The sequence below is a fragment of the Nocardia brasiliensis genome, assembly GCF_011801125.1.
Classification (GTDB): Bacteria; Actinomycetota; Actinomycetes; order Mycobacteriales; family Mycobacteriaceae; genus Nocardia; species Nocardia brasiliensis_C.
In genome coordinates this window covers 4,855,445-4,872,851 of sequence record NZ_CP046171.1, presented here as the reverse complement: position 1 = coordinate 4,872,851, position 17,407 = coordinate 4,855,445, and the positions used below count along the sequence as shown (strand labels likewise).

Here is a 17,407-nt window from a genome sequence, read left to right as displayed (position 1 = left end):
CATAGTGGGCGGCGCGCGGCGAAGTCCGTCATCGAATCGCGCACGGCGACGGCGCGGCCGACGGCGCGCCGGATGGCCGCGGTGTGTGCTCGCTCGGCGCGGCCCGACCGGGTTCGGCGTGTTCGCGAGCGCCGCGAAGGCGACTGTGGCAGGACAGACAAAGATGCGGCAGGCCGTGACGTCAGAGGCGACCATTACGCTTGAACACATGTCTGCGTCCATTCCCGCCGAGTTCGACACCACGCTACTCGACACGCTGCGTCGCCGTGTCGTGATCGGTGACGGTGCGATGGGCACGATGTTGCAGGCCGCCGAGCTGACCCTGGACGATTTCCGCGGGCTCGAAGGCTGCAACGAGATCCTCAACGAAACCCGCCCCGACGTGCTGCGCCATATCCATCGCGCGTACTTCGAGGCGGGTGCGGACGCGGTGGAGACCAATACCTTCGGCTGCAATCTGCCGAACCTGGCGGACTACGACATCGCCGATCGCATCCGCGACCTGTCCGAGCGCGGCACCCGGCTGGCCCGCGAGGTGGCCGACGAGATGGGCCCCGCCGCCGACGGGACGCCGCGCTACGTGCTCGGCTCGATGGGCCCCGGCACCAAACTGCCGACCCTGGGCCATGCTCCCTATACCGTGCTGCGCGACGCCTACACCGAGGCCGCGCTCGGCATGCTCGACGGCGGCGCCGACGCCATCCTGGTCGAGACCTGCCAGGATCTGTTACAGGTCAAGGCGGCGATCACCGGCAGCAGGGCGGCGATGCGTCAGGCCGGGCGCCGGATTCCGATCATCACCCACGTCACCGTGGAGACCACCGGCACCATGCTGGTCGGCAGCGAGATCGGCGCGGCGCTCACCGCGCTCGAACCGCTCGGCATCGACATGATCGGCCTGAACTGCGCGACCGGTCCCGCCGAGATGAGCGAGCACCTGCGGCACCTGTCCCGGCACGCGCAGGTGCCGGTGTCGGTGATGCCGAACGCCGGCCTGCCGGTGCTCGGCGCGCACGGCGCCGAATACCCGCTCACGCCGGAGGAATTGGCGATCGCGCTGAGCGGCTTCGTCTCCGAGTTCGGGCTCGCGCTCGTCGGCGGCTGCTGCGGCACGACGCCGGAACACATCCGCCAGGTCACCGCGGCGGTGCGCGAGATCGAGCCGAGCCTGCCGCCGATCGACGAGCGGCGCAGGCCCGAGCACGAGCCGAGCGTGGCCAGCATGTACACGGCCGTGCCGTTCGCGCAGGACGCCTCGATCATGATGATCGGCGAGCGCACGAACGCCAACGGCTCCAAGGCATTCCGCGAAGCGATGCTCGCCGAGGACTGGCAGAAGTGCCTGGATATCGCCAAGGACCAGACCCGCGACGGCGCGCACATGCTCGACCTGTGCGTCGACTACGTCGGTCGCGACGGCGCGAAGGACATGGAGGCGCTCGCGAGCCGCCTGGCCACCTCCTCGACCCTGCCGATCATGCTCGACTCCACCGAGACCCCGGTGCTGCGCGCCGGTCTGGAACACCTCGGCGGTCGCTGCGCGGTGAACTCGGTGAACTACGAGGACGGCGCGGGCCCCGAATCGCGCTTCCAGCAGACCATGGCGCTGGTGGCCGAGCACGGCGCCGCCGTGGTCGCGCTCACCATCGACGAGGAGGGCCAGGCCCGCACCGCGGCCAAGAAGGTCGAGATCGCCGAACGGCTCATCGCCGACATCACCGGCAACTGGGGCCTGCTGGAGAGCGACATCATCATCGACACGCTCACCTTCACCCTCGGCACCGGCCAGGAGGAGTCGCGTCGCGACGGCGTCGAAACCATCGAGGCCATCCGGGAATTGAAGCGCAGGCACCCGGACGTGCAGACCACCCTCGGTCTGTCGAACATCTCCTTCGGCCTGAACCCCGCCGCGCGCCAGGTGCTGAACTCGGTGTTCATGCACGAATGCGTCGAGGCCGGACTGGATTCGGCGATCGTGCACGCCTCCAAGATCCTGCCGATGGCGCGCATCCCGGACGAGCAGCGCGAGACCGCGCTCGACCTGGTCTACGACCGGCGCACCCCCGACTACGACCCGCTGCAGAAGCTGATGGCCCTGTTCGAGGGCGTCTCGACGTCCTCGTCCAAGGCCTCCCGCGCCGAGGAACTGGCGGCGTTGCCGCTGTTCGAGCGGCTGGAGCGGCGCATCGTCGACGGCGAGAAGGCAGGCATGGACGCTGATCTGGACGAGGCGATGACGCAGGTGCCGCCGTTGCAGATCATCAACGAGACGCTGCTCTCGGGCATGAAGACCGTCGGTGAGCTGTTCGGATCCGGGCAGATGCAGCTGCCGTTCGTGTTGCAGTCGGCCGAGGTGATGAAGACCGCGGTCGCCTATCTCGAGCCGCATATGGAAGCCACCGACGACAGCGGCAAGGGCCGGATCGTGCTCGCCACCGTCAAGGGCGACGTGCACGACATCGGCAAGAACCTGGTCGACATCATCCTGTCCAACAACGGCTACGAGGTGGTGAACCTCGGGATCAAGCAGCCCATCGCGACCATCCTCGACGCCGCCGTGGACAAGAAGGCCGACGTCATCGGCATGTCCGGGCTGCTGGTGAAGTCGACGGTGGTGATGAAGGAGAACCTGCAGGAACTCAACTCCAAGGGTGTCGCCGAACAGTTCCCGGTGCTGCTCGGCGGCGCGGCCCTGACCCGCGGCTACGTCGAGAACGACCTCACCGACGTCTACGAGGGCGATGTGCACTACGCCCGCGACGCGTTCGAGGGCCTGCGGTTGATGGACGACATCATGACCCGCAAGCGCGGCGGCGGCCCCGATCCGGACAGCCCGGAGGCGATCGCCGAACGCGAGAAGGCCGCCGAGCGCAAGGCCCGCCACGAGCGGTCCAAGCGGATCGCCGAGCAGCGCAAGGCCGTCGAGGTGCCGATCGAGGTGCCCGAGCGTTCCGATGTCGCGGCTGACGTGCCGGTACCGGTGCCGCCGTTCTGGGGCACGCGGGTGGTGAAAGGCCTGGCGCTGCACGAGTATTCGGGCCTGCTCGACGAGCGGGCGCTGTTCCTCGGCCAGTGGGGCCTGCGCGGCCAGCGCGGCGGTGAGGGGCCCAGTTACGAGGAACTGGTGGAGACCGAGGGCAGGCCGCGGCTGCGTGCCTGGCTGGACCGGCTCAGCACCGAGGGTGTGCTGCAGCACGCCGCCGTGGTCTACGGCTACTTCCCCGCGGTGTCCGAGGGCGACGACGTGATCGTGCTCACCGAGCCCGAACCCGATGCGCCACAACGGTATCGGTTCACCTTCCCGCGCCAGCAGCGGGACCGGTTCCTGTGCATCGCCGACTTCATCCGCTCGCGGGCGCGCGCCCAGGAGACCGGGCAGGTGGACGTGCTGCCCTTCCAGCTCGTCACGATGGGGCAGCCGATCGCCGATTTCGCCAACGAACTCTTCGCGGGCGACAGCTACCGCGACTATCTCGAGGTGCACGGCATCGGCGTGCAGCTCACCGAGGCGCTGGCCGAATACTGGCACCGCCGGGTCCGCGAGGAACTGACCCTGGACGGGCACGCGGTGGCCGACTCCGATCCGACCGACGTGCTCGAGTACTTCAAACTCGGCTACCGCGGCGCGCGCTACTCCTTCGGCTATGGCGCCTGCCCGGAGCTGGAGGATCGCGCCAAGCTGGTCGACCTGCTCGAGGCCGACCGCATCGGTGTCGTGCTGTCGGAGGAACTCCAACTGCATCCCGAGCAGTCCACCGACGCGTTCGTGCTGCTGCATCCGGAGGCGAAGTACTTCAACGCCTGACCCGCGCCGCGCGTGTGGCTTCAGCAGGTGAAGTCTGTCCGCAGTGATCGTGCTCACGGCGACGCGCGCTCTTGTTCACCGCGCGACAGGGCCTTGGCTACCAGCCCATATGTCATGATTTGGGGAAATTCCGACGCGCCGAGAGCATTTCGTCCTTCGGCGTGGCGCGGCGCTGACCTGGGGGATCGCCCCGGCCCGCGCGGCGAAGTGGATGTGGATCGGGTGGGTATGCCATTGTCGGAAGCGTTGCAACTGCATCCGGGGCAGTCGGCGGATGCGTCGCCATCGCTGTTTACGGGTGCAAAGTACTTCGGCGCGTAGCGATTTCGGATTCTCCGAGCGTTGCGCGCCGGTGCGGCACAGGCTCGGGGCGTAAGCAGGAAGGCACAACACCATGACGGCGGATCGACTGATCGCGGGACGGTATCGACTCACGGATCCGATCGGCACAGGTGCCATGGGAGTTGTCTGGCGCGGCACGGATGTCCGGCTGCGGCGCACGGTCGCGGTGAAGCAGCTCATTCTCGCGCCTGGGCTGACCCGTTCGGCGGCGCTCGAGGCGAAGCTGCGGGCCATGCGCGAGGGCCGCATCGCGGCCCGGCTGCACCATCCGAACGCGATCACCGTCTTCGACGTCGCCGAGGAAGACGGCCAGCCGTGGCTGGTGATGGAGTACATGAACGCGCCGAGCCTGGCGGCCAAGCTCTCCGGCAAGCGCACCCTGGCGCCCACCGAGGTCGCCAAGATCGGGGCGCAGGCCGCGGGCGCGCTGGCCGCCGCGCACGACGCGGGCATCATGCACCGCGACGTGAAGCCGGCGAACCTGCTCGTCGGTGACGACGGCACGGTCAAGATCACCGATTTCGGCATCTCCCGCGCGGTCGGCGATGTCACGGTGACCGCCACCGGCTTCCTCGCTGGCACCCCGGCCTACCTCGCACCCGAGGTGGCGCGCGGGGAGAACCCGGAGCCGGCCTCGGACGTATTCGCCCTCGGCTCAACGTTATACGCGGCCGTCGAAGGGCAGCCGCCGTTCGGCGAGGGGGACAACCCGCTCGCGGTGCTGCACGCCGTCGCGCGGGGCGAGATCGCCGAACCGAAGGAGGCGGGCGCGCTCGGCCCGGTGCTGATGCGCTTGCTCGCGCCGACCATCGACGCCCGCCCGAGCATGCACGAGGCCAAGCAGGCGCTGGAAGCCGTTGCGGAGGGCCGGGTTCCGACGCTGGGTCCGCCGCCGCCGACCAAGGCGATGCCCGCGCCCGGCGGCGACAGCGCCACCACCGTGCTGCCGCAGCCGGCGGCCGACGCCGCGAACGCGACCGCGGCCACCACCGTCGTGCCGACCGCCGCACTGACCGATCCCGGTGTCGCCGAATCGGTTTCCGTGCAGCCGCCGATACCGCCCAGCGGCTCGGGCACCCTGCCCGCGGGGACCGGTGCCGTGCCGTCACGCAACCGGGCGGTGCTGCTCGGCGCGGGCGCGTTCGTCGCGGTGCTCGTCGTGGTCGGGCTGGTCGCCTTGCTGGTGAAGGGCAACGACGGTGACAGCGGCACCGCGGCCGCACCGGGCCCGAGTAGCTCGGTGCCCGCCCTCGCGGGCCCGCCGCCCGCGACCGGCGACACCGGGCCCGTGCCGCAGCAGCCGCAGGAGCCCGCGCCCAGCACCGAACCGGCGCCCACGTCGAGTCCGGGCGCGAGCACGAGCCCCACGCCGACCCCGACCCCGACGCCGTCCTCGGCTCCGCCCACCTCGTCGGCCCCACCGGCGCCGACCACTGTCACCGCGACCCCCTTCGGCCCACCCACCCCCGACAAGGTCGCCCAGTTCGTCCAGGGTTACTACGGCATGCTGCCTGGCAACACCGCGGGCGCGTGGTCCCAGCTCACCCCGTCCTATCAGGTACAGACCGGCGGTGGCTACAACGAGTACGCCCGATGGTGGGGCACCGTGCGTTCGGTCAGCGTCGGCCGCGTCACCCCGAACGGCGACAACCGCGCCGTAGTCGCCCTGACCTACGTCATGAAAACCGGCGAGACCCGCTCCGAGAACCGGTGGATCCAGGTCACCGCGGACAACGGCCGCATGCTCATCTCCGGCTCCGGCACCTGAACCACCCCGACCACTTCACCCCGCGTTCGCGGTGCTCGCCGGGTGAGGTGGGTGTGGGGATCGGTGAGCTGTGGGCGGCTGACAGGATGTAGCGGTGAGTGTGGAGTGTGGCGTGGCCGCGGTGCTGTGGGATATGGACGGCACGCTGCTGGATTCGGAGAAGCTCTGGGACGTGGGAGTGCGGGAGCTGGCGCGCGAGCTCGGGCACGAGATGACCGACGAGATCCGGCACGCCCTGATCGGTGCGTCCGGTGACGACGCGATGCGGATCATCTTCAGCAGTCTCGGCATCGACGCGACTCCGGTCGCGGTGCGGGAGGCGGCGGAGTTCCTCGATCGGCGCGTGGCCGAGCTGATGACCGGTCCGATCCCGTGGCGGCCCGGTGCCGAGGACGCGCTCGCGATGGTGCGCACGGCGGGGCTGGGCTCGGCCCTCGTCACCAATACCAAGCGGTCGCTCGCCGAGTTCGGGCTCGACACCTTGGGACGCGATTTCTTCGACATCTCGGTCTGTGGCGACGAGGTGGCGCGCGGCAAACCCGAGCCCGATGTCTACCTGCGGGCCGCCGAACTGCTCGGGGTCGAGCCGCGACACTGTGTGGCGGTGGAGGATTCGCCGACCGGTGTCCGGGCGGCGCGCGCGGCGGGCTGCGCGGTGGTCGTCGTGCCCTGTGAGATCTCGGTTCCGGACGGACCGGGACGGATGTTTCGCGAGTCGCTCGTCGGGCTCGGCCTCGACGATCTGGAACGCGCTTTGTCGCTGCGCGACTGAGCTTTTCGCGGTCTGCGCGGTCGCGCGGGGGGAGTGCGAGGCCGGGCGATCCCGCCGGCGGCAGCCGCTGTTGATCATGGTCGGCGCGCGACACACCCGACCGCGTTTGCCGAGAGTTACTGTGCCGCAACGGGAGTGCGCCCAGCTGGGACGTGTGACCCCGATCACCGGCAATCTCGGCGAATCTCGGGCGTGTCGGCCATCGGCTCTACCAGAATGTCGCCATGGCAGCCACGGGTGTGCTCGACGAGATCGTTGATACCGCTCGGTATCCACTGCTGGATGCGACGGACCCCGGACGGCAGGCCGCGGTGGCCTCGGCGCGTGCGGAACTGGCCGCGACCGGATGTACCGTACTGCGCGGTTTCATTCGCGCCGAACTCACCGAGACCCTGCGCGCGCAGGGTGCAGCGATGGCGCCGCACGCCTATTACGAAGTAGAGCGGGTCAACGCCTACAACATTCCCCTGGACACCGATCTGCCCGAGGACCATCCCGGCCGGATCGTGCTCGAGCGCGGCAACGCCTTCGTCCCGCGCGACCGTATCCCCGGCGACGCGCTGATCCACCGGCTCTATGTGGACGAACGGTTCCAGCGCTTCGTCGCCGACTGCTTCGATCTCGCCGAGTTGCACGAGTTCGCCGACCCGCTGGCCGGTCTGTGCCTCAACGTGGTCGCGCCGGGCATGTCGCATCCCTGGCATTTCGACACCAACGAATTCACCGTCAGCATGCTCACCCAACCAGCCGACTCGGGCGGCATCTTCGAGTACTGCCCGAATATCCGCACGCCGCGGGCCGAGCGGCTCGACGATGTCCGCGCGGTGCTCACCGGTTCTGGCGAGCGACTGATCCAGCGCCTCGACCTGCGCCCCGGCGACCTGCAGCTGTTCCGCGGGCGGTTCTCGCTGCATCGCGTCTCGCCCGTCGCCGGTGCGGCGCAGCGGCATTCGGCGATCTTCGCCTACACCGACCGGCCCGGGGTGATCGGCACGGTGGAGCGCACCCGCCAACTCTTCGGTCGAGTACTTCCCGACCATCTGGCCGCCGCGGCCGACGCCGTCCGTGGCGACCGCTTGCTCGACTGAGCCGAACGGCCCGATCGTCCACTTCGATCGGGGACACCGCTCGACCCGAGAGGAACGACTGTGGCAGTGCCGTTACACACGACCGGGAAAGCCTCCTTCGACGACATCTACGAACGTCCCGATCCCCGCGACTACTACGCCCGCATGTCCGACCTCGACTATCGCATTCCCGAGTTGGCGAAACCGGTCTTCCAGCAACAGATCCGGGAGTATCGCGCGTCCGCCCGGGTGCGCACGCCCACGGTGCTCGACATCGGCTGCTCCTACGGCGTCAACGCCGCGCTGCTGCGATTCGACACCACCATGCGCGAACTCGCCGAGCACTATCGCACCGCCGAGGGGGACCGGGCGGCGCTGATCGCCCGCGACCGCGCCGAACTCGGCAGCGCGGACCGCCTGCCCGATGTCCGTTTCCTCGGTATGGACGCCTCGGCGTCCGCGCTCGGCTACGCGAAGCAGGCCGGACTGCTGCACGACACGGTGCACGCCGACCTGGAATCCGGTGAGCCCACCGACGCGCAGCGGGCGGTGCTCGCCGGGGCCGACATCATCATCTCCACCGGCTGCATCGGCTACGTCACCGAGAAAACCCTGGCCCGAGTCGCCACCGCGCATCCACGCCGCAGACCATGGATGGCACACTTCGTGCTGCGCATGTTCGACTTCGCGCCGATCGCCGCCGAGCTCGCGGCGCTCGGCTACCGGACCGAGCAGGCGCCCGGGCTGTTCGAACAGCGCAGGTTCGCCTCCGACGCCGAGCAGACCCAGGTGCTGAACACCTTGTCCGCCAAGGGTATCGACACTACCGACCGGGAAACCGAAGGCTGGCTCTACGCCGGCCTGTATCTATCGCGACCGTTGCCGAAGCATTACCCCGACACCGAGGACCAGCATTGACCGAACGCACCTTCGCCGCCGACGACACCCTGCCACGGGTGCCCCTGCCGACGCTGGAGGCCAGCTGTCAGCGTTTCCTGGAATGGTGCGCACCGCTGCTCACCGCCGAGGAACTGGCCACCACCGAGGCGGCGGTCGCCGACCTGCTGCGCCCGGACAGCCCGGCGCGCACCCTGCACGCCGCGCTGGCCGAGTACGACGCCACCCCCGGCGTCGGCAGCTGGCTGGACCTGTTCTGGCCGTCGCGCTATCTGGGCAGGCGGGACCGCATCGCGCTGAACGCGAACTTCTTCTTCCTGTTCCGGGAGGAGACCACGCTGGCCGCCTCGACTGGCGCGAATCAGGTCGAGCGGGCGGCGGGGATCATCAGCGCCGCGGTCGATTACAAGCTCGCGCTGGACCAGGAGGCGATTCCCCCGGTGCGGCAGCGCGGGCAGGCGCTGTCGATGTGGCAGAACAAGTACCTGTTCTCCGAGACCAGGATCCCCGGTGCCGAACAGGACAGCGTCCGCGTTCCCTACAGCCCGGACTGGCCGGGGCCGTCGACGGCCAAGCATGTGGTGGTGTTCTTCCGCGGCAGCATGTTCCGGATGGACGTGCTCGGCGCCGACGGCGCGCCGTACTCGCTCGACGACCTCGCCGACGGTCTGCGCGAGGTGCTCAAGGCGGGCGCCCGCTCGACCCGAACCGATTCCGCGGTCGGGCATCTCACCACCAAGGCGCGCGCCGAATGGGCGGCAAGCAGGCAGTCGCTGCTCGCCGAACCGGCCAACGCCGCGGCCCTCGACACCATCGAGACCGCGCTGTTCTGCGTCTGCCTGGAGGATTTCGCGCCGCGCGACGAACTGCACGCGTGCGATCAACTGTTGCACGGCGACAGCGCGAACCGCTGGTTCGACAAGTCGGTGTCGTTCATCGTCTTCGCCGATGGCCAGGCGGGCATCAACATCGAGCACTGCGGGCTGGACGGCACCACCATCCTGTCGTTCGTGGACGCGATGCTCGAGACCACGGCGCAGGAGCACGCCACCCGATCCGGCGCGCGGGCCCAGGGTTTACCGGCCGTCGAGCCGATCGAGTTCGTGCTCGATGCCGCGCAGCGCAACGACATCGCCACCGCGGGCGCCGACTTCGCGCAGTACGCGGCCGACAATGCCACGCAGACGGTCTCTTTCCCCGATTTCGGGACGACAAGGGCCAAGCAGCTCGGCATCTCGCCGGACGCGTTCGCGCAGCTGAGCTACCAGCTCGCGCACCGGCGCAGCAAGGGAATCACCGGCGCCACTTATGAATCCATCGCCACCAGGCAGTATCGCAACGGTCGCACCGAGGCGATGCGGGTCATCACCCCGGAGATGGTGGCGTTCGTGGACGCGATGCAGGACGAGTCCGTCGACCGGGCCGCCCGGCTCGCGGCGGCGCGCACCGCGGCCACCGCGCACGTCAGCAGGGCCAAGCAGTGCCAGGCGGGTGACGCGCCGGAACAGCATCTGTGGGAACTGCAGTGGATCCAGCGCAGGCGCGGCGCGGAACTCGGTGTCACCGAGCCGATTCCGCTCTACGACAGCCCCGGCTGGACGATCATGCGCGACGACTACCTGAGCACCAGCTCGGCCCCGTCGGTCAACATCCGCTACTTCGGTTTCGGCTCGACCAGCCCCCGCTGCATCGGCGTCGCGTACGTGCTGCTGCCCGACCGCTGGAACCTCTACCTCGCCACCCCGACCGCGGTCGCCGACCAGATGCACGCCTTCGCGGGACACTTGCGCACCGCGGTCGCCGACCTGGAGGCCCTGCTCACCGAAAGCTGAACCACGCGAGGGTTGTTCGTCACCTCCGGTGCTTCTCGCGGCTCAGGCGCCCGTGTGGCTTCGGGCCGCGCGGGTCAGTGCCGCTTCGGCTTCCGCGGCGATCGTGGTCAGTACCTCGGCGGCCGGAGCGATCGAGGTGATCAGGTCTACCCCCTCGCCTGCCCACACCGGGATCGCGGCCGGATCGTCGCGGCGTACGGCGTCGAGGTAGACCTCCTGCGCGGCGGGGTCGGCGCGCAGCTCGTCCTCGCGGTCCTGCCAGCGGTCGAAGAACGGGTTGCGCAGCATGCGGGCGGTGTACTTGGCGGGCCAGGGGGAGTGGCGGGCGATATCGAACACCCGGTTGCGGGAGGTGTCGTCGCCGCGGGCGGCCACGATCGCCGCGGCTTCCGCGGCGGAGAGCACCGCCTCGTCGGTCGCCTCGAAGCGCGTGCCGATCATGGCGCCCGCGGCCCCGAGCGTGAGCGCGGCGGCCAGCCCGCGACCGTCCGCGATCCCGCCCGCCGCGAGCACCGGCGTCGGATGCACCAGATCGGCGACGGTCGGCACGATCGTCAGCGTGGAGCGGCCCGCGCCGTGCCCGCCCGCCTCGCCGCCCTGGGCGACGATCACGTCCGCGCCGACCTCGGCCGCCCGGCGCGCCTCGTCGTGATCGGTGACCTGCACCAGCAGTGCCGCCCCCGCGGCGCGCACCGTCTCGACGAACGGGGTCGGATCGCCGAACGACAGCATCACCGCCCGCGGCCGGTACTCGGCCAGCGCCCAACGGATGGTCTCGACGTCGATCGCCCAGCTGAGGAACCCGATGCCCCACGGCGCGCGGGTCGATGCGGCCACGATCGCCAGCTCGCGTTCGAGCCAGGCCCGGTCGCCGCTACCGACCAACCCCAGCCCGCCGGCTTCGGACACCGCGGCGGCCAGCGCCCCACCGGCCACCCCGCCCATCGGCGCCGACACGATCGGATGCCGCAAATCGAACATTTCCGTAACCGCGGTCCGCAACCCCATGCCCCCATCATGCCGACCACTGGATCGAGGGGGAACATGTGGTGGCAACGTCCGAGTGCGCCGCGCCACCAGTTCCCCCTCGGCGATCGCGGGCCCGGAGGGGTCTGAAAGAATGGCTTATCGTGAAGAACTTCGAATCCCTGTTCGCCGAGCTGCAGGATCGTGCGGTAAACCGCCCCGAGGGGTCCGGCACCGTGGCCGCGTTGGACGCCGGCGTGCACAGCCAGGGTAAGAAGGTGCTCGAGGAGGCCGGTGAGGTCTGGCTGGCCGCCGAGCACGAGAGCGACGAGTCGCTCGCCGAGGAGATCTCGCAGCTGCTGTACTGGGTTCAGGTGCTGATGGTGGGTCGTGGGCTGAAGCTCGAAGACGTGTACCGACATCTGTGACGGCCGTCTTGTTCCGCAGTCTCTCTCCGTGAAAGGACCCCGATCATGCTGCGCGTCGCAGTCCCCAACAAAGGCGCCCTGTCCGAAGCCGCCACCTCCATCCTGGCCGAGGCCGGCTACCGCAAGCGCACCGATGCCCGCGATCTGACCGTGCTCGATCCGGCCAACCAGGTGGAATTCTTCTTCCTGCGGCCCAAGGACATCGCCATCTACGTCGGTTCCGGTGAACTCGACCTCGGCATCACCGGCCGGGATCTCGCCCTCGACTCCGGCGCGCCGGTCGGCGAGCGGCTCGCCCTCGGCTTCGGCCGCTCCACCTTCCGGTACGCGGCCCCCGCCGGGCAGGACTGGAAGGTCGAGGACCTCTACGACAAGCGCATCGCCACGTCCTACCCGAATCTCGTGCTGAGCGATCTGCGCAAGCGCGGCATCGAGGCCGAGGTGATCCGCCTCGACGGCGCGGTGGAGATCTCCATCCAGCTCGGGGTCGCCGACGCGATCGCCGACGTGGTCGGCTCGGGCCGCACCCTGCGCCAGCACAACTTGGTCGCCTTCGGTGAGTCGCTCTGCGATTCGGAAGGGGTGCTGATCGAGCGCACCGGCTCCGATCAGCATGAGCGGGCACGTAATCAGCTCATCGCGCGCATCCAGGGCGTCGTCTTCGGCCAGCAGTACATCATGCTGGACTACGACTGCCCGAAGGAGTTGCTCGAGGCGGCCGTCGCGATCACCCCGGGGCTCGAGTCGCCGACGGTGTCGCCGCTCGCCGACGACAGCTGGGTCGCGATCCGCGCCATGGTGCCGCGCAAGCAGGGCAACGAGGTGATGGACCAGCTCGCCGAGCTGGGCGCGAAGGCGATTCTCGCCTTCGATATCCGCTCCTGCCGCGCGTTCTGAGTTCCGCCCGTACCCGTTCCTGCTGCGCCGGGGACGGTACGGATTATCGGCGTCTGATTTGTCTTGTATGCGTGAATAATTCACGGTGAACGCAACCGGTGCGCGTGCCGGTGCGGCGTTGGTACCTTGCGGCCTCTGGATGAGGGAAGAGCAAGGAGTACGACCGTGGCACAGACATCACCCGAGCAGCGTCCGGGCGGCGGGTTCGCCTGGAACGAGGATTGGCTCGCCGCGGTCGTCGGCCTGGTGCTGATCGCGTTGGTCCTGGTCGGCGCGATTCCGGCGTGGCTGGTGCCGTGATGTCGGAGACCGAAGCGCGCGTGGATATCTCGTCGGCCCCGAAGGCGGCGGGCGCGGCCCCGGTGACCTCGGAAACCGCGGCGTTGCAGGCGGTTTCGCGGCCCACCGGCGGTGCGATCGCGGCCGGTATCGCGGTCGTGCTCGTACTCGGCGCGCTGACCCGCTACTTCGACACCCATGTCCCGCAGTGGGCGGCGGATACGCCGCTGCGCCGGGTGGCGAAGTCGATCGAGTTCCCGGTGTACGCCATCGCGATCGGCCTGCTCGGCAACGTCGTGCTCAGCAAACTCGCACTGCGCGACCGGCTTTCGGCGGGATTCCGCACCGAGTTCTTCATCAAGACCGGCGTGGTGCTGCTCGGCGCCTCGATCAATCTGAAGATCCTGGTGACCGCCGCGGGGCCGGCTATCCTGCAGGCGCTGCTGCTGATCACCGTGGTGTTCGGTTTCACCTGGTGGCTGGGCGGGCGGCTCGGGCTCGACGACAAGCTGCGGGCGCTGCTGTCCTCGGCAGTGTCGATCTGCGGGGTGAGCGCGGCCATCGCGGCGGCGGGCGCGGTGCAGGCGCGGCGCGAGCAGATCGCCTACGCGGCCTCGCTGGTGATCCTGTTCGCGCTGCCGTCGATCTTCCTGCTGCCGTGGCTCGCGGACGTGTTCGGCCTCTCCGACGCGGTGGCGGGCGCCTGGATCGGCGGCAACATCGACACCACGGCGGCGGTCGCGGCCTCGGGCGCCCTCGCGGGGGAACAGACGCTGCAGATCGCCACCATCGTGAAGAACACGCAGAACGCGCTGATCGGCATTGTCGCGATCGCGTTGACGGCCTACTTCACGGTGCGGGTGGAACGGGTCGCGGGTGCGGCGCGGCCGTCGGCGGGTCAGCTCTGGGCGCGGTTCCCCAAGTTCGTCCTCGGTTTCGTCGCCGCCTCGGTGATCGGCACGCTGTATCTGCAGTCGGCCGACAAGAAGTCCGGCGCCGCGCACATCGCCATCGTCAACGACCTGCGCACCTGGTTCCTGATCTTCGCGTTCGTCTCGATCGGGCTCGAGTTCTCGCTGCGCGGCCTGCGCGAGGCGGGCTGGCGGCCGGTCGTCGTGTTCGGCTCCGCCGTGGTCGTCAATCTCGCGGTGGGCCTTGGCTTGTCGATCCTGCTGTTCCACGACTTCGTCGTCTGAGCTCGGCTGAGCGTCGGATCCGGGACCACGGCAGCGGCGCGCTGTGGCGCACCCGCACCAGTTGCACAGGGACAGTTTCGCGGGACTTCACGAAACGTTCATGATCGCCCGGCCACACTATCCGGTGTGTCAGGCGAGATGCACGGAGAGCACGCCGAGGCGCGCTTCGGCGCCGCGCCCCGGCCGTCAGGGCGGACGTCGCCGGTCTGGCCGCGGGTGCGCGACATGCTGGTCCTGGCCGGTGACGTCGTGGGCGTTCTGGTGCTCATCGTCGCCGCGGCCCTGATCGGCGCGCACGACACGGTGCTGGATCTCTTGCGGGTGCTCAGCGACCGCTGAGCCGCCCACCTTGCGAGCAAGTTCGCCGGGGCGCGGGCGGCCGGCGAGGCCGGCCGGGCTGGTCGTGTGGTGGTGGCTGGGCCGGGCTGGTCGTGCGAGTCCGACTTGCTCGAGCTGGTCGTGTGGGCTGGTCGTGCGGGGGACGGCTGGCTGGGCCGGTCGTGTTGCTGCCGCAGTGCTCAGTCGGCGACCGCGGCGGCGAGGGTTTCGTCGGGTGATTCGTTCGCGTCGTCGTCCGGCCAGCCGGGGTAGGGCGGTGGGGTGCCGCCGAATTCTGGGCACAGGGGCTTGTAGTCGCAGTACGAGCACAGCCAGCTGGTGTTGGGCTGGAACTCGCCGGTGCGGCCCGCCTCGCGGATCGCGGCCCACAGCGCGGACAGGGTGCGTTCGAAGCGCAGCAGTTCCGCCTCGTCCGGGGCGTAGGTGAGGATCTGCTCGTCGGCCAGGTAGATCAGGCGCAGCTGGGCGGGCACGATGCCGCGGGTGCGCAGCACCACCAGCGCGTAGAACTTCAGCTGGAACAGCGCCTTGGTCTCCTGTGTCGGCCCGGGGGAGCGGCCGGTCTTGTAGTCGACCACGCGCAGCTGCCCGGCGGGCGCCACATCGATGCGATCGACGAAGCCGCGCAACAGAACTCCGTCGTCGAGCTGCACCTCGACCCTGGCCTCGCGCGACTCCGGATCGAAGCCGGTCGGATCCTCGAGCCGGAAGTAGGTCCGCACCAGCGCGCGCACCTCGTCGAGGAAGCCGTCCAGCTCGTCGTCGGTGATCAGCGTCGCCACCTCGGGTCGCTCCGCGCGGACCCGCGCCCAGGCCGGGACCACCAGCGTGTCCGCGCGTCCCGGCGCGCGCTCGGGCGCGGGCAGCCCGTAGAGGTCCTCCAGCACCGCGTGCACCATGGTGCCGCGCACCGCGTGCCGGGTCGGCGCCTCGGGGATGCGATCGATCGCGCGATAGCGATACTTCAGCGGGCACTGCTTGAAATCCATTGCCCGCGAGGGCGACAACGCGGGACGCGCACGACTCGCCATCGGGTCCGGCGGCGGCGGTGGCGCGCCGTCGGCAGGGGGCGTGGACACGGGCGAGCTCATACCTGGCAGGCTATCCGGCGGCACCGACACAGCGCGTCTGCGCGCGGCCGCACGTCGGCGCGGAACCAGAACATCAGCGAACGGAGATACATGACGGCCAGACGGACCGGGCCATTCACCACCGGTGACCGGGTACAGCTGACCGATGCCAAGGGCCGCCTGTACACGGTGGTCTTGGAGCCGGGCAAGGAATTCCACACCCATCGCGGCGGTATCAAGCACGACAGCTTGATCGGCGCCGACGAGGGCTCGGTGGTGAATTCGACCAACGGCACTCCGTATTTGGCCTTGCGCCCGTTGCTGATCGATTACGTGCTGTCCATGCCGCGCGGCGCCGCGGTGATCTATCCGAAAGACGCCGCGCAGATCGTGCACGAGGGCGATATGTTTCCCGGCGCGCGGGTATTGGAGGCAGGCGCCGGTTCCGGCGCGCTCACCTGTTCGTTGTTGCGCGCGGTCGGCCCGCAGGGCGAGGTCGTTTCCTACGAAATTCGCGAGGATCACGCCGAGCACGCGATCCGCAATGTCGAGACCTTCTACGGCGAACGCCCGGCGAACTGGTCGCTGACTGTCGGTGACGTGGCCGATTACGACGGCCCGCCGGTCGATCGCGCGGTGCTGGACATGCTCGCGCCGTGGGACGCGTTACCCGCGGTGTCGAAGGCACTGGTGCCCGGCGGCGTGCTGATCGTCTACGTGGCCACCGTCACGCAACTGTCCAAGGTGGTGGAGGCGCTGCGCGAACAGGAGTGCTGGACCGAGCCGCGCTCGTGGGAGTCGATGGTGCGCGGCTGGCACGTGGTCGGCCTCGCGGTGCGCCCGGAGCACCGCATGCAGGGCCATACCGCCTTCCTGGTGAGCGCACGCCGCCTCGCGGAGGGCACGGTGACCCCCAAGCCGCAGCGGCGTCCGTCCAAGGGCTGACGCGCGCGCTGAGATCGCCTTCGCCGCTACCGGAAGATCCCCCTTCGATCGGTATCCCTACCCGGTGAGCCGACCGATCGAAAGGTCGCGTGCGTCGCGGCGAAGGCGGTCGGCGATCAGGCGGGTACGCAGGGCGCCTGGGCGAAGCCGAGCAGCAGGCAGCCGCTGGCGTCGGAGAGCTTCCAGGTGCCGCCGACGTTCTGCCACGTGAGCGGCATCGCGGGCGCGGCGCCGTGCGGCGAGGTGATGGTGACCTGCGCGGTCGTGGTGTCGCCCTGGGTTGTGACATCGGCCACTGCGTAGGTGAGGGTGCCGTATCCGGCCAAAGCCTTGTTCATCTGATCGATGTTCGCCGTACGCTTTTCGCCGTCGACGATGAGCGTGGCCTTGTCCGCGGTGGGTACCGCGGGATCGGAGAGTTTCGTGAGCACGGCCTGCAGGGACTCGGCGGTCGGCGCGGCCGCCGCCGCGCTCGGCGCGGCACTGCTGGAGGCCACCACGCTGGAGGAAGAGGACTTGGTATCGGATTTGCCGTCATCGGAACCGCAGCCGGACAGCCCGACGGTAACGGCGAGCGCGGCGGCAGCGGTAGCAACTGAAACGCGCAGAATTCTGGTGGGAAGGAGCATTTTCAGCAACCTTTCGGCTCGGTCGGCGAGCAGGCTCACCGAGTGCGGGTTAGGGCAGGCTAACATGGTCATCCGGCGGTCGATCGCAGCCCAGATGTGATCACGACGAAACCATGTCGGAAAGCGAGAACGGTTCGCGCCCGGTAGCGTTGATAGACCGGGACTGGGAGGAGCA

General features: G+C 69.5%; 15 protein-coding genes. 12 read left to right on the top strand and 3 right to left on the bottom strand.

Going from position 1 to position 17,407, the window contains the following annotated elements:
* Window positions 1-208: 208 nt before the first annotated feature.
* The 6 genes from metH to F5X71_RS21895 all read left to right on the top strand — a co-directional run bounded on the left by metH (window position 209) and on the right by F5X71_RS21895 (window position 10,483).
* Window positions 209-3,805, top strand: coding sequence for a methionine synthase (gene metH, locus F5X71_RS21920; RefSeq protein WP_167463740.1), 3,597 nt, complete (start codon window positions 209-211; stop codon window positions 3,803-3,805).
* A gap of 394 nt (window positions 3,806-4,199) precedes the next feature.
* Entirely contained in the window at window positions 4,200-5,915 is a 1,716-nt protein-coding gene (locus F5X71_RS21915; protein WP_167463739.1) for a serine/threonine-protein kinase, read from the top strand.
* 94 nt (window positions 5,916-6,009) lie between these two features.
* The gene (locus tag F5X71_RS21910; RefSeq protein WP_428981383.1) at window positions 6,010-6,687 is read left to right on the top strand and encodes an HAD family hydrolase; all 678 of its coding nucleotides are present in this window, start codon (window positions 6,010-6,012) and stop codon (window positions 6,685-6,687) included.
* A gap of 224 nt (window positions 6,688-6,911) precedes the next feature.
* Complete coding sequence (locus F5X71_RS21905) at window positions 6,912-7,775, top strand: HalD/BesD family halogenase (protein ID WP_167463738.1); 864 nt, start codon at window positions 6,912-6,914, stop codon at window positions 7,773-7,775.
* 60 nt (window positions 7,776-7,835) lie between these two features.
* A complete protein-coding gene (locus F5X71_RS21900; RefSeq protein ID WP_167463737.1) occupies window positions 7,836-8,672 on the top strand; it encodes a class I SAM-dependent methyltransferase in 837 nt (278 codons plus the stop codon).
* Window positions 8,669-10,483 (top strand): choline/carnitine O-acyltransferase, encoded by a 1,815-nt coding sequence (locus F5X71_RS21895; protein ID WP_167463736.1) that lies wholly within the window; start codon window positions 8,669-8,671, stop codon window positions 10,481-10,483. Before F5X71_RS21900 ends, F5X71_RS21895 begins: the two co-directional genes overlap by 4 nt.
* 42 nt (window positions 10,484-10,525) lie before the next feature.
* On the opposite strand, the gene F5X71_RS21890 is transcribed toward F5X71_RS21895, so the two are convergent.
* On the bottom strand, window positions 10,526-11,491 hold the full coding sequence (locus F5X71_RS21890) for an NAD(P)H-dependent flavin oxidoreductase (protein WP_167463735.1): 966 nt from the start codon (window positions 11,489-11,491) through the stop codon (window positions 10,526-10,528).
* 122 nt (window positions 11,492-11,613) lie between these two features.
* Between F5X71_RS21890 and F5X71_RS21885 the strand changes: the two genes are divergently transcribed.
* The 5 genes from F5X71_RS21885 (at window position 11,614) to F5X71_RS21870 (ending at window position 14,588) form a co-directional block, all read left to right on the top strand.
* The gene (locus F5X71_RS21885) at window positions 11,614-11,877 is read left to right on the top strand and encodes a phosphoribosyl-ATP diphosphatase (RefSeq protein WP_014986213.1); all 264 of its coding nucleotides are present in this window, start codon (window positions 11,614-11,616) and stop codon (window positions 11,875-11,877) included.
* Between the two features lie 45 nt (window positions 11,878-11,922).
* Complete coding sequence (hisG, locus tag F5X71_RS21880; protein ID WP_167463734.1) at window positions 11,923-12,774, top strand: ATP phosphoribosyltransferase; 852 nt, start codon at window positions 11,923-11,925, stop codon at window positions 12,772-12,774.
* 165 nt (window positions 12,775-12,939) lie between these two features.
* Window positions 12,940-13,074, top strand: a complete 135-nt coding sequence (locus F5X71_RS37505) for a hypothetical protein (protein ID WP_275106740.1) — start codon at window positions 12,940-12,942, stop codon at window positions 13,072-13,074.
* Window positions 13,074-14,249, top strand: coding sequence for a YeiH family protein (locus tag F5X71_RS21875; RefSeq protein ID WP_238815389.1), 1,176 nt, complete (start codon window positions 13,074-13,076; stop codon window positions 14,247-14,249). Before F5X71_RS37505 ends, F5X71_RS21875 begins: the two co-directional genes overlap by 1 nt.
* Window positions 14,250-14,375: 126 nt before the next feature.
* Window positions 14,376-14,588 (top strand): hypothetical protein, encoded by a 213-nt coding sequence (locus F5X71_RS21870; protein WP_167463733.1) that lies wholly within the window; start codon window positions 14,376-14,378, stop codon window positions 14,586-14,588.
* Between the two features lie 179 nt (window positions 14,589-14,767).
* Here F5X71_RS21870 and F5X71_RS21865 read toward each other — a convergent pair whose 3' ends face one another.
* Window positions 14,768-15,679: a RecB family exonuclease gene (locus F5X71_RS21865; RefSeq protein ID WP_194250724.1), complete on the bottom strand. Its 912-nt coding sequence runs from the start codon at window positions 15,677-15,679 to the stop codon at window positions 14,768-14,770.
* 90 nt (window positions 15,680-15,769) lie between these two features.
* Here F5X71_RS21865 and F5X71_RS21860 point away from each other — a divergent pair, with 90 nt between their 5' ends.
* Window positions 15,770-16,603: a tRNA (adenine-N1)-methyltransferase gene (locus tag F5X71_RS21860; RefSeq protein WP_167463732.1), complete on the top strand. Its 834-nt coding sequence runs from the start codon at window positions 15,770-15,772 to the stop codon at window positions 16,601-16,603.
* 116 nt (window positions 16,604-16,719) lie between these two features.
* On the opposite strand, the gene F5X71_RS21855 is transcribed toward F5X71_RS21860, so the two are convergent.
* The gene (locus F5X71_RS21855) at window positions 16,720-17,304 is read right to left on the bottom strand and encodes a hypothetical protein (protein ID WP_238815388.1); all 585 of its coding nucleotides are present in this window, start codon (window positions 17,302-17,304) and stop codon (window positions 16,720-16,722) included.
* Between the last annotated feature and the right edge of the window lie 103 nt (window positions 17,305-17,407).

Bases quoted from the DNA above. Each gene is read 5' to 3' on its own strand.
- metH (WP_167463740.1), top strand. From the start codon at position 209: ATGTCTGCGTCCATTCCCGCCGAGTTCGACACCACGCTACTCGACACG.
- F5X71_RS21915 (WP_167463739.1), top strand. From the start codon at position 4,200: ATGACGGCGGATCGACTGATCGCGGGACGGTATCGACTCACGGATCCG.
- F5X71_RS21905 (WP_167463738.1), top strand. From the start codon at position 6,912: ATGGCAGCCACGGGTGTGCTCGACGAGATCGTTGATACCGCTCGGTAT.
- F5X71_RS21890 (WP_167463735.1), bottom strand. From the start codon at position 11,491: ATGGGGTTGCGGACCGCGGTTACGGAAATGTTCGATTTGCGGCATCCG.
- hisG (WP_167463734.1), top strand. From the start codon at position 11,923: ATGCTGCGCGTCGCAGTCCCCAACAAAGGCGCCCTGTCCGAAGCCGCC.
- F5X71_RS21875 (WP_238815389.1), top strand. From the start codon at position 13,074: ATGTCGGAGACCGAAGCGCGCGTGGATATCTCGTCGGCCCCGAAGGCG.
- F5X71_RS21865 (WP_194250724.1), bottom strand. From the start codon at position 15,679: ATGAGCTCGCCCGTGTCCACGCCCCCTGCCGACGGCGCGCCACCGCCG.
- F5X71_RS21860 (WP_167463732.1), top strand. From the start codon at position 15,770: ATGACGGCCAGACGGACCGGGCCATTCACCACCGGTGACCGGGTACAG.
- F5X71_RS21855 (WP_238815388.1), bottom strand. From the start codon at position 17,304: ATGACCATGTTAGCCTGCCCTAACCCGCACTCGGTGAGCCTGCTCGCC.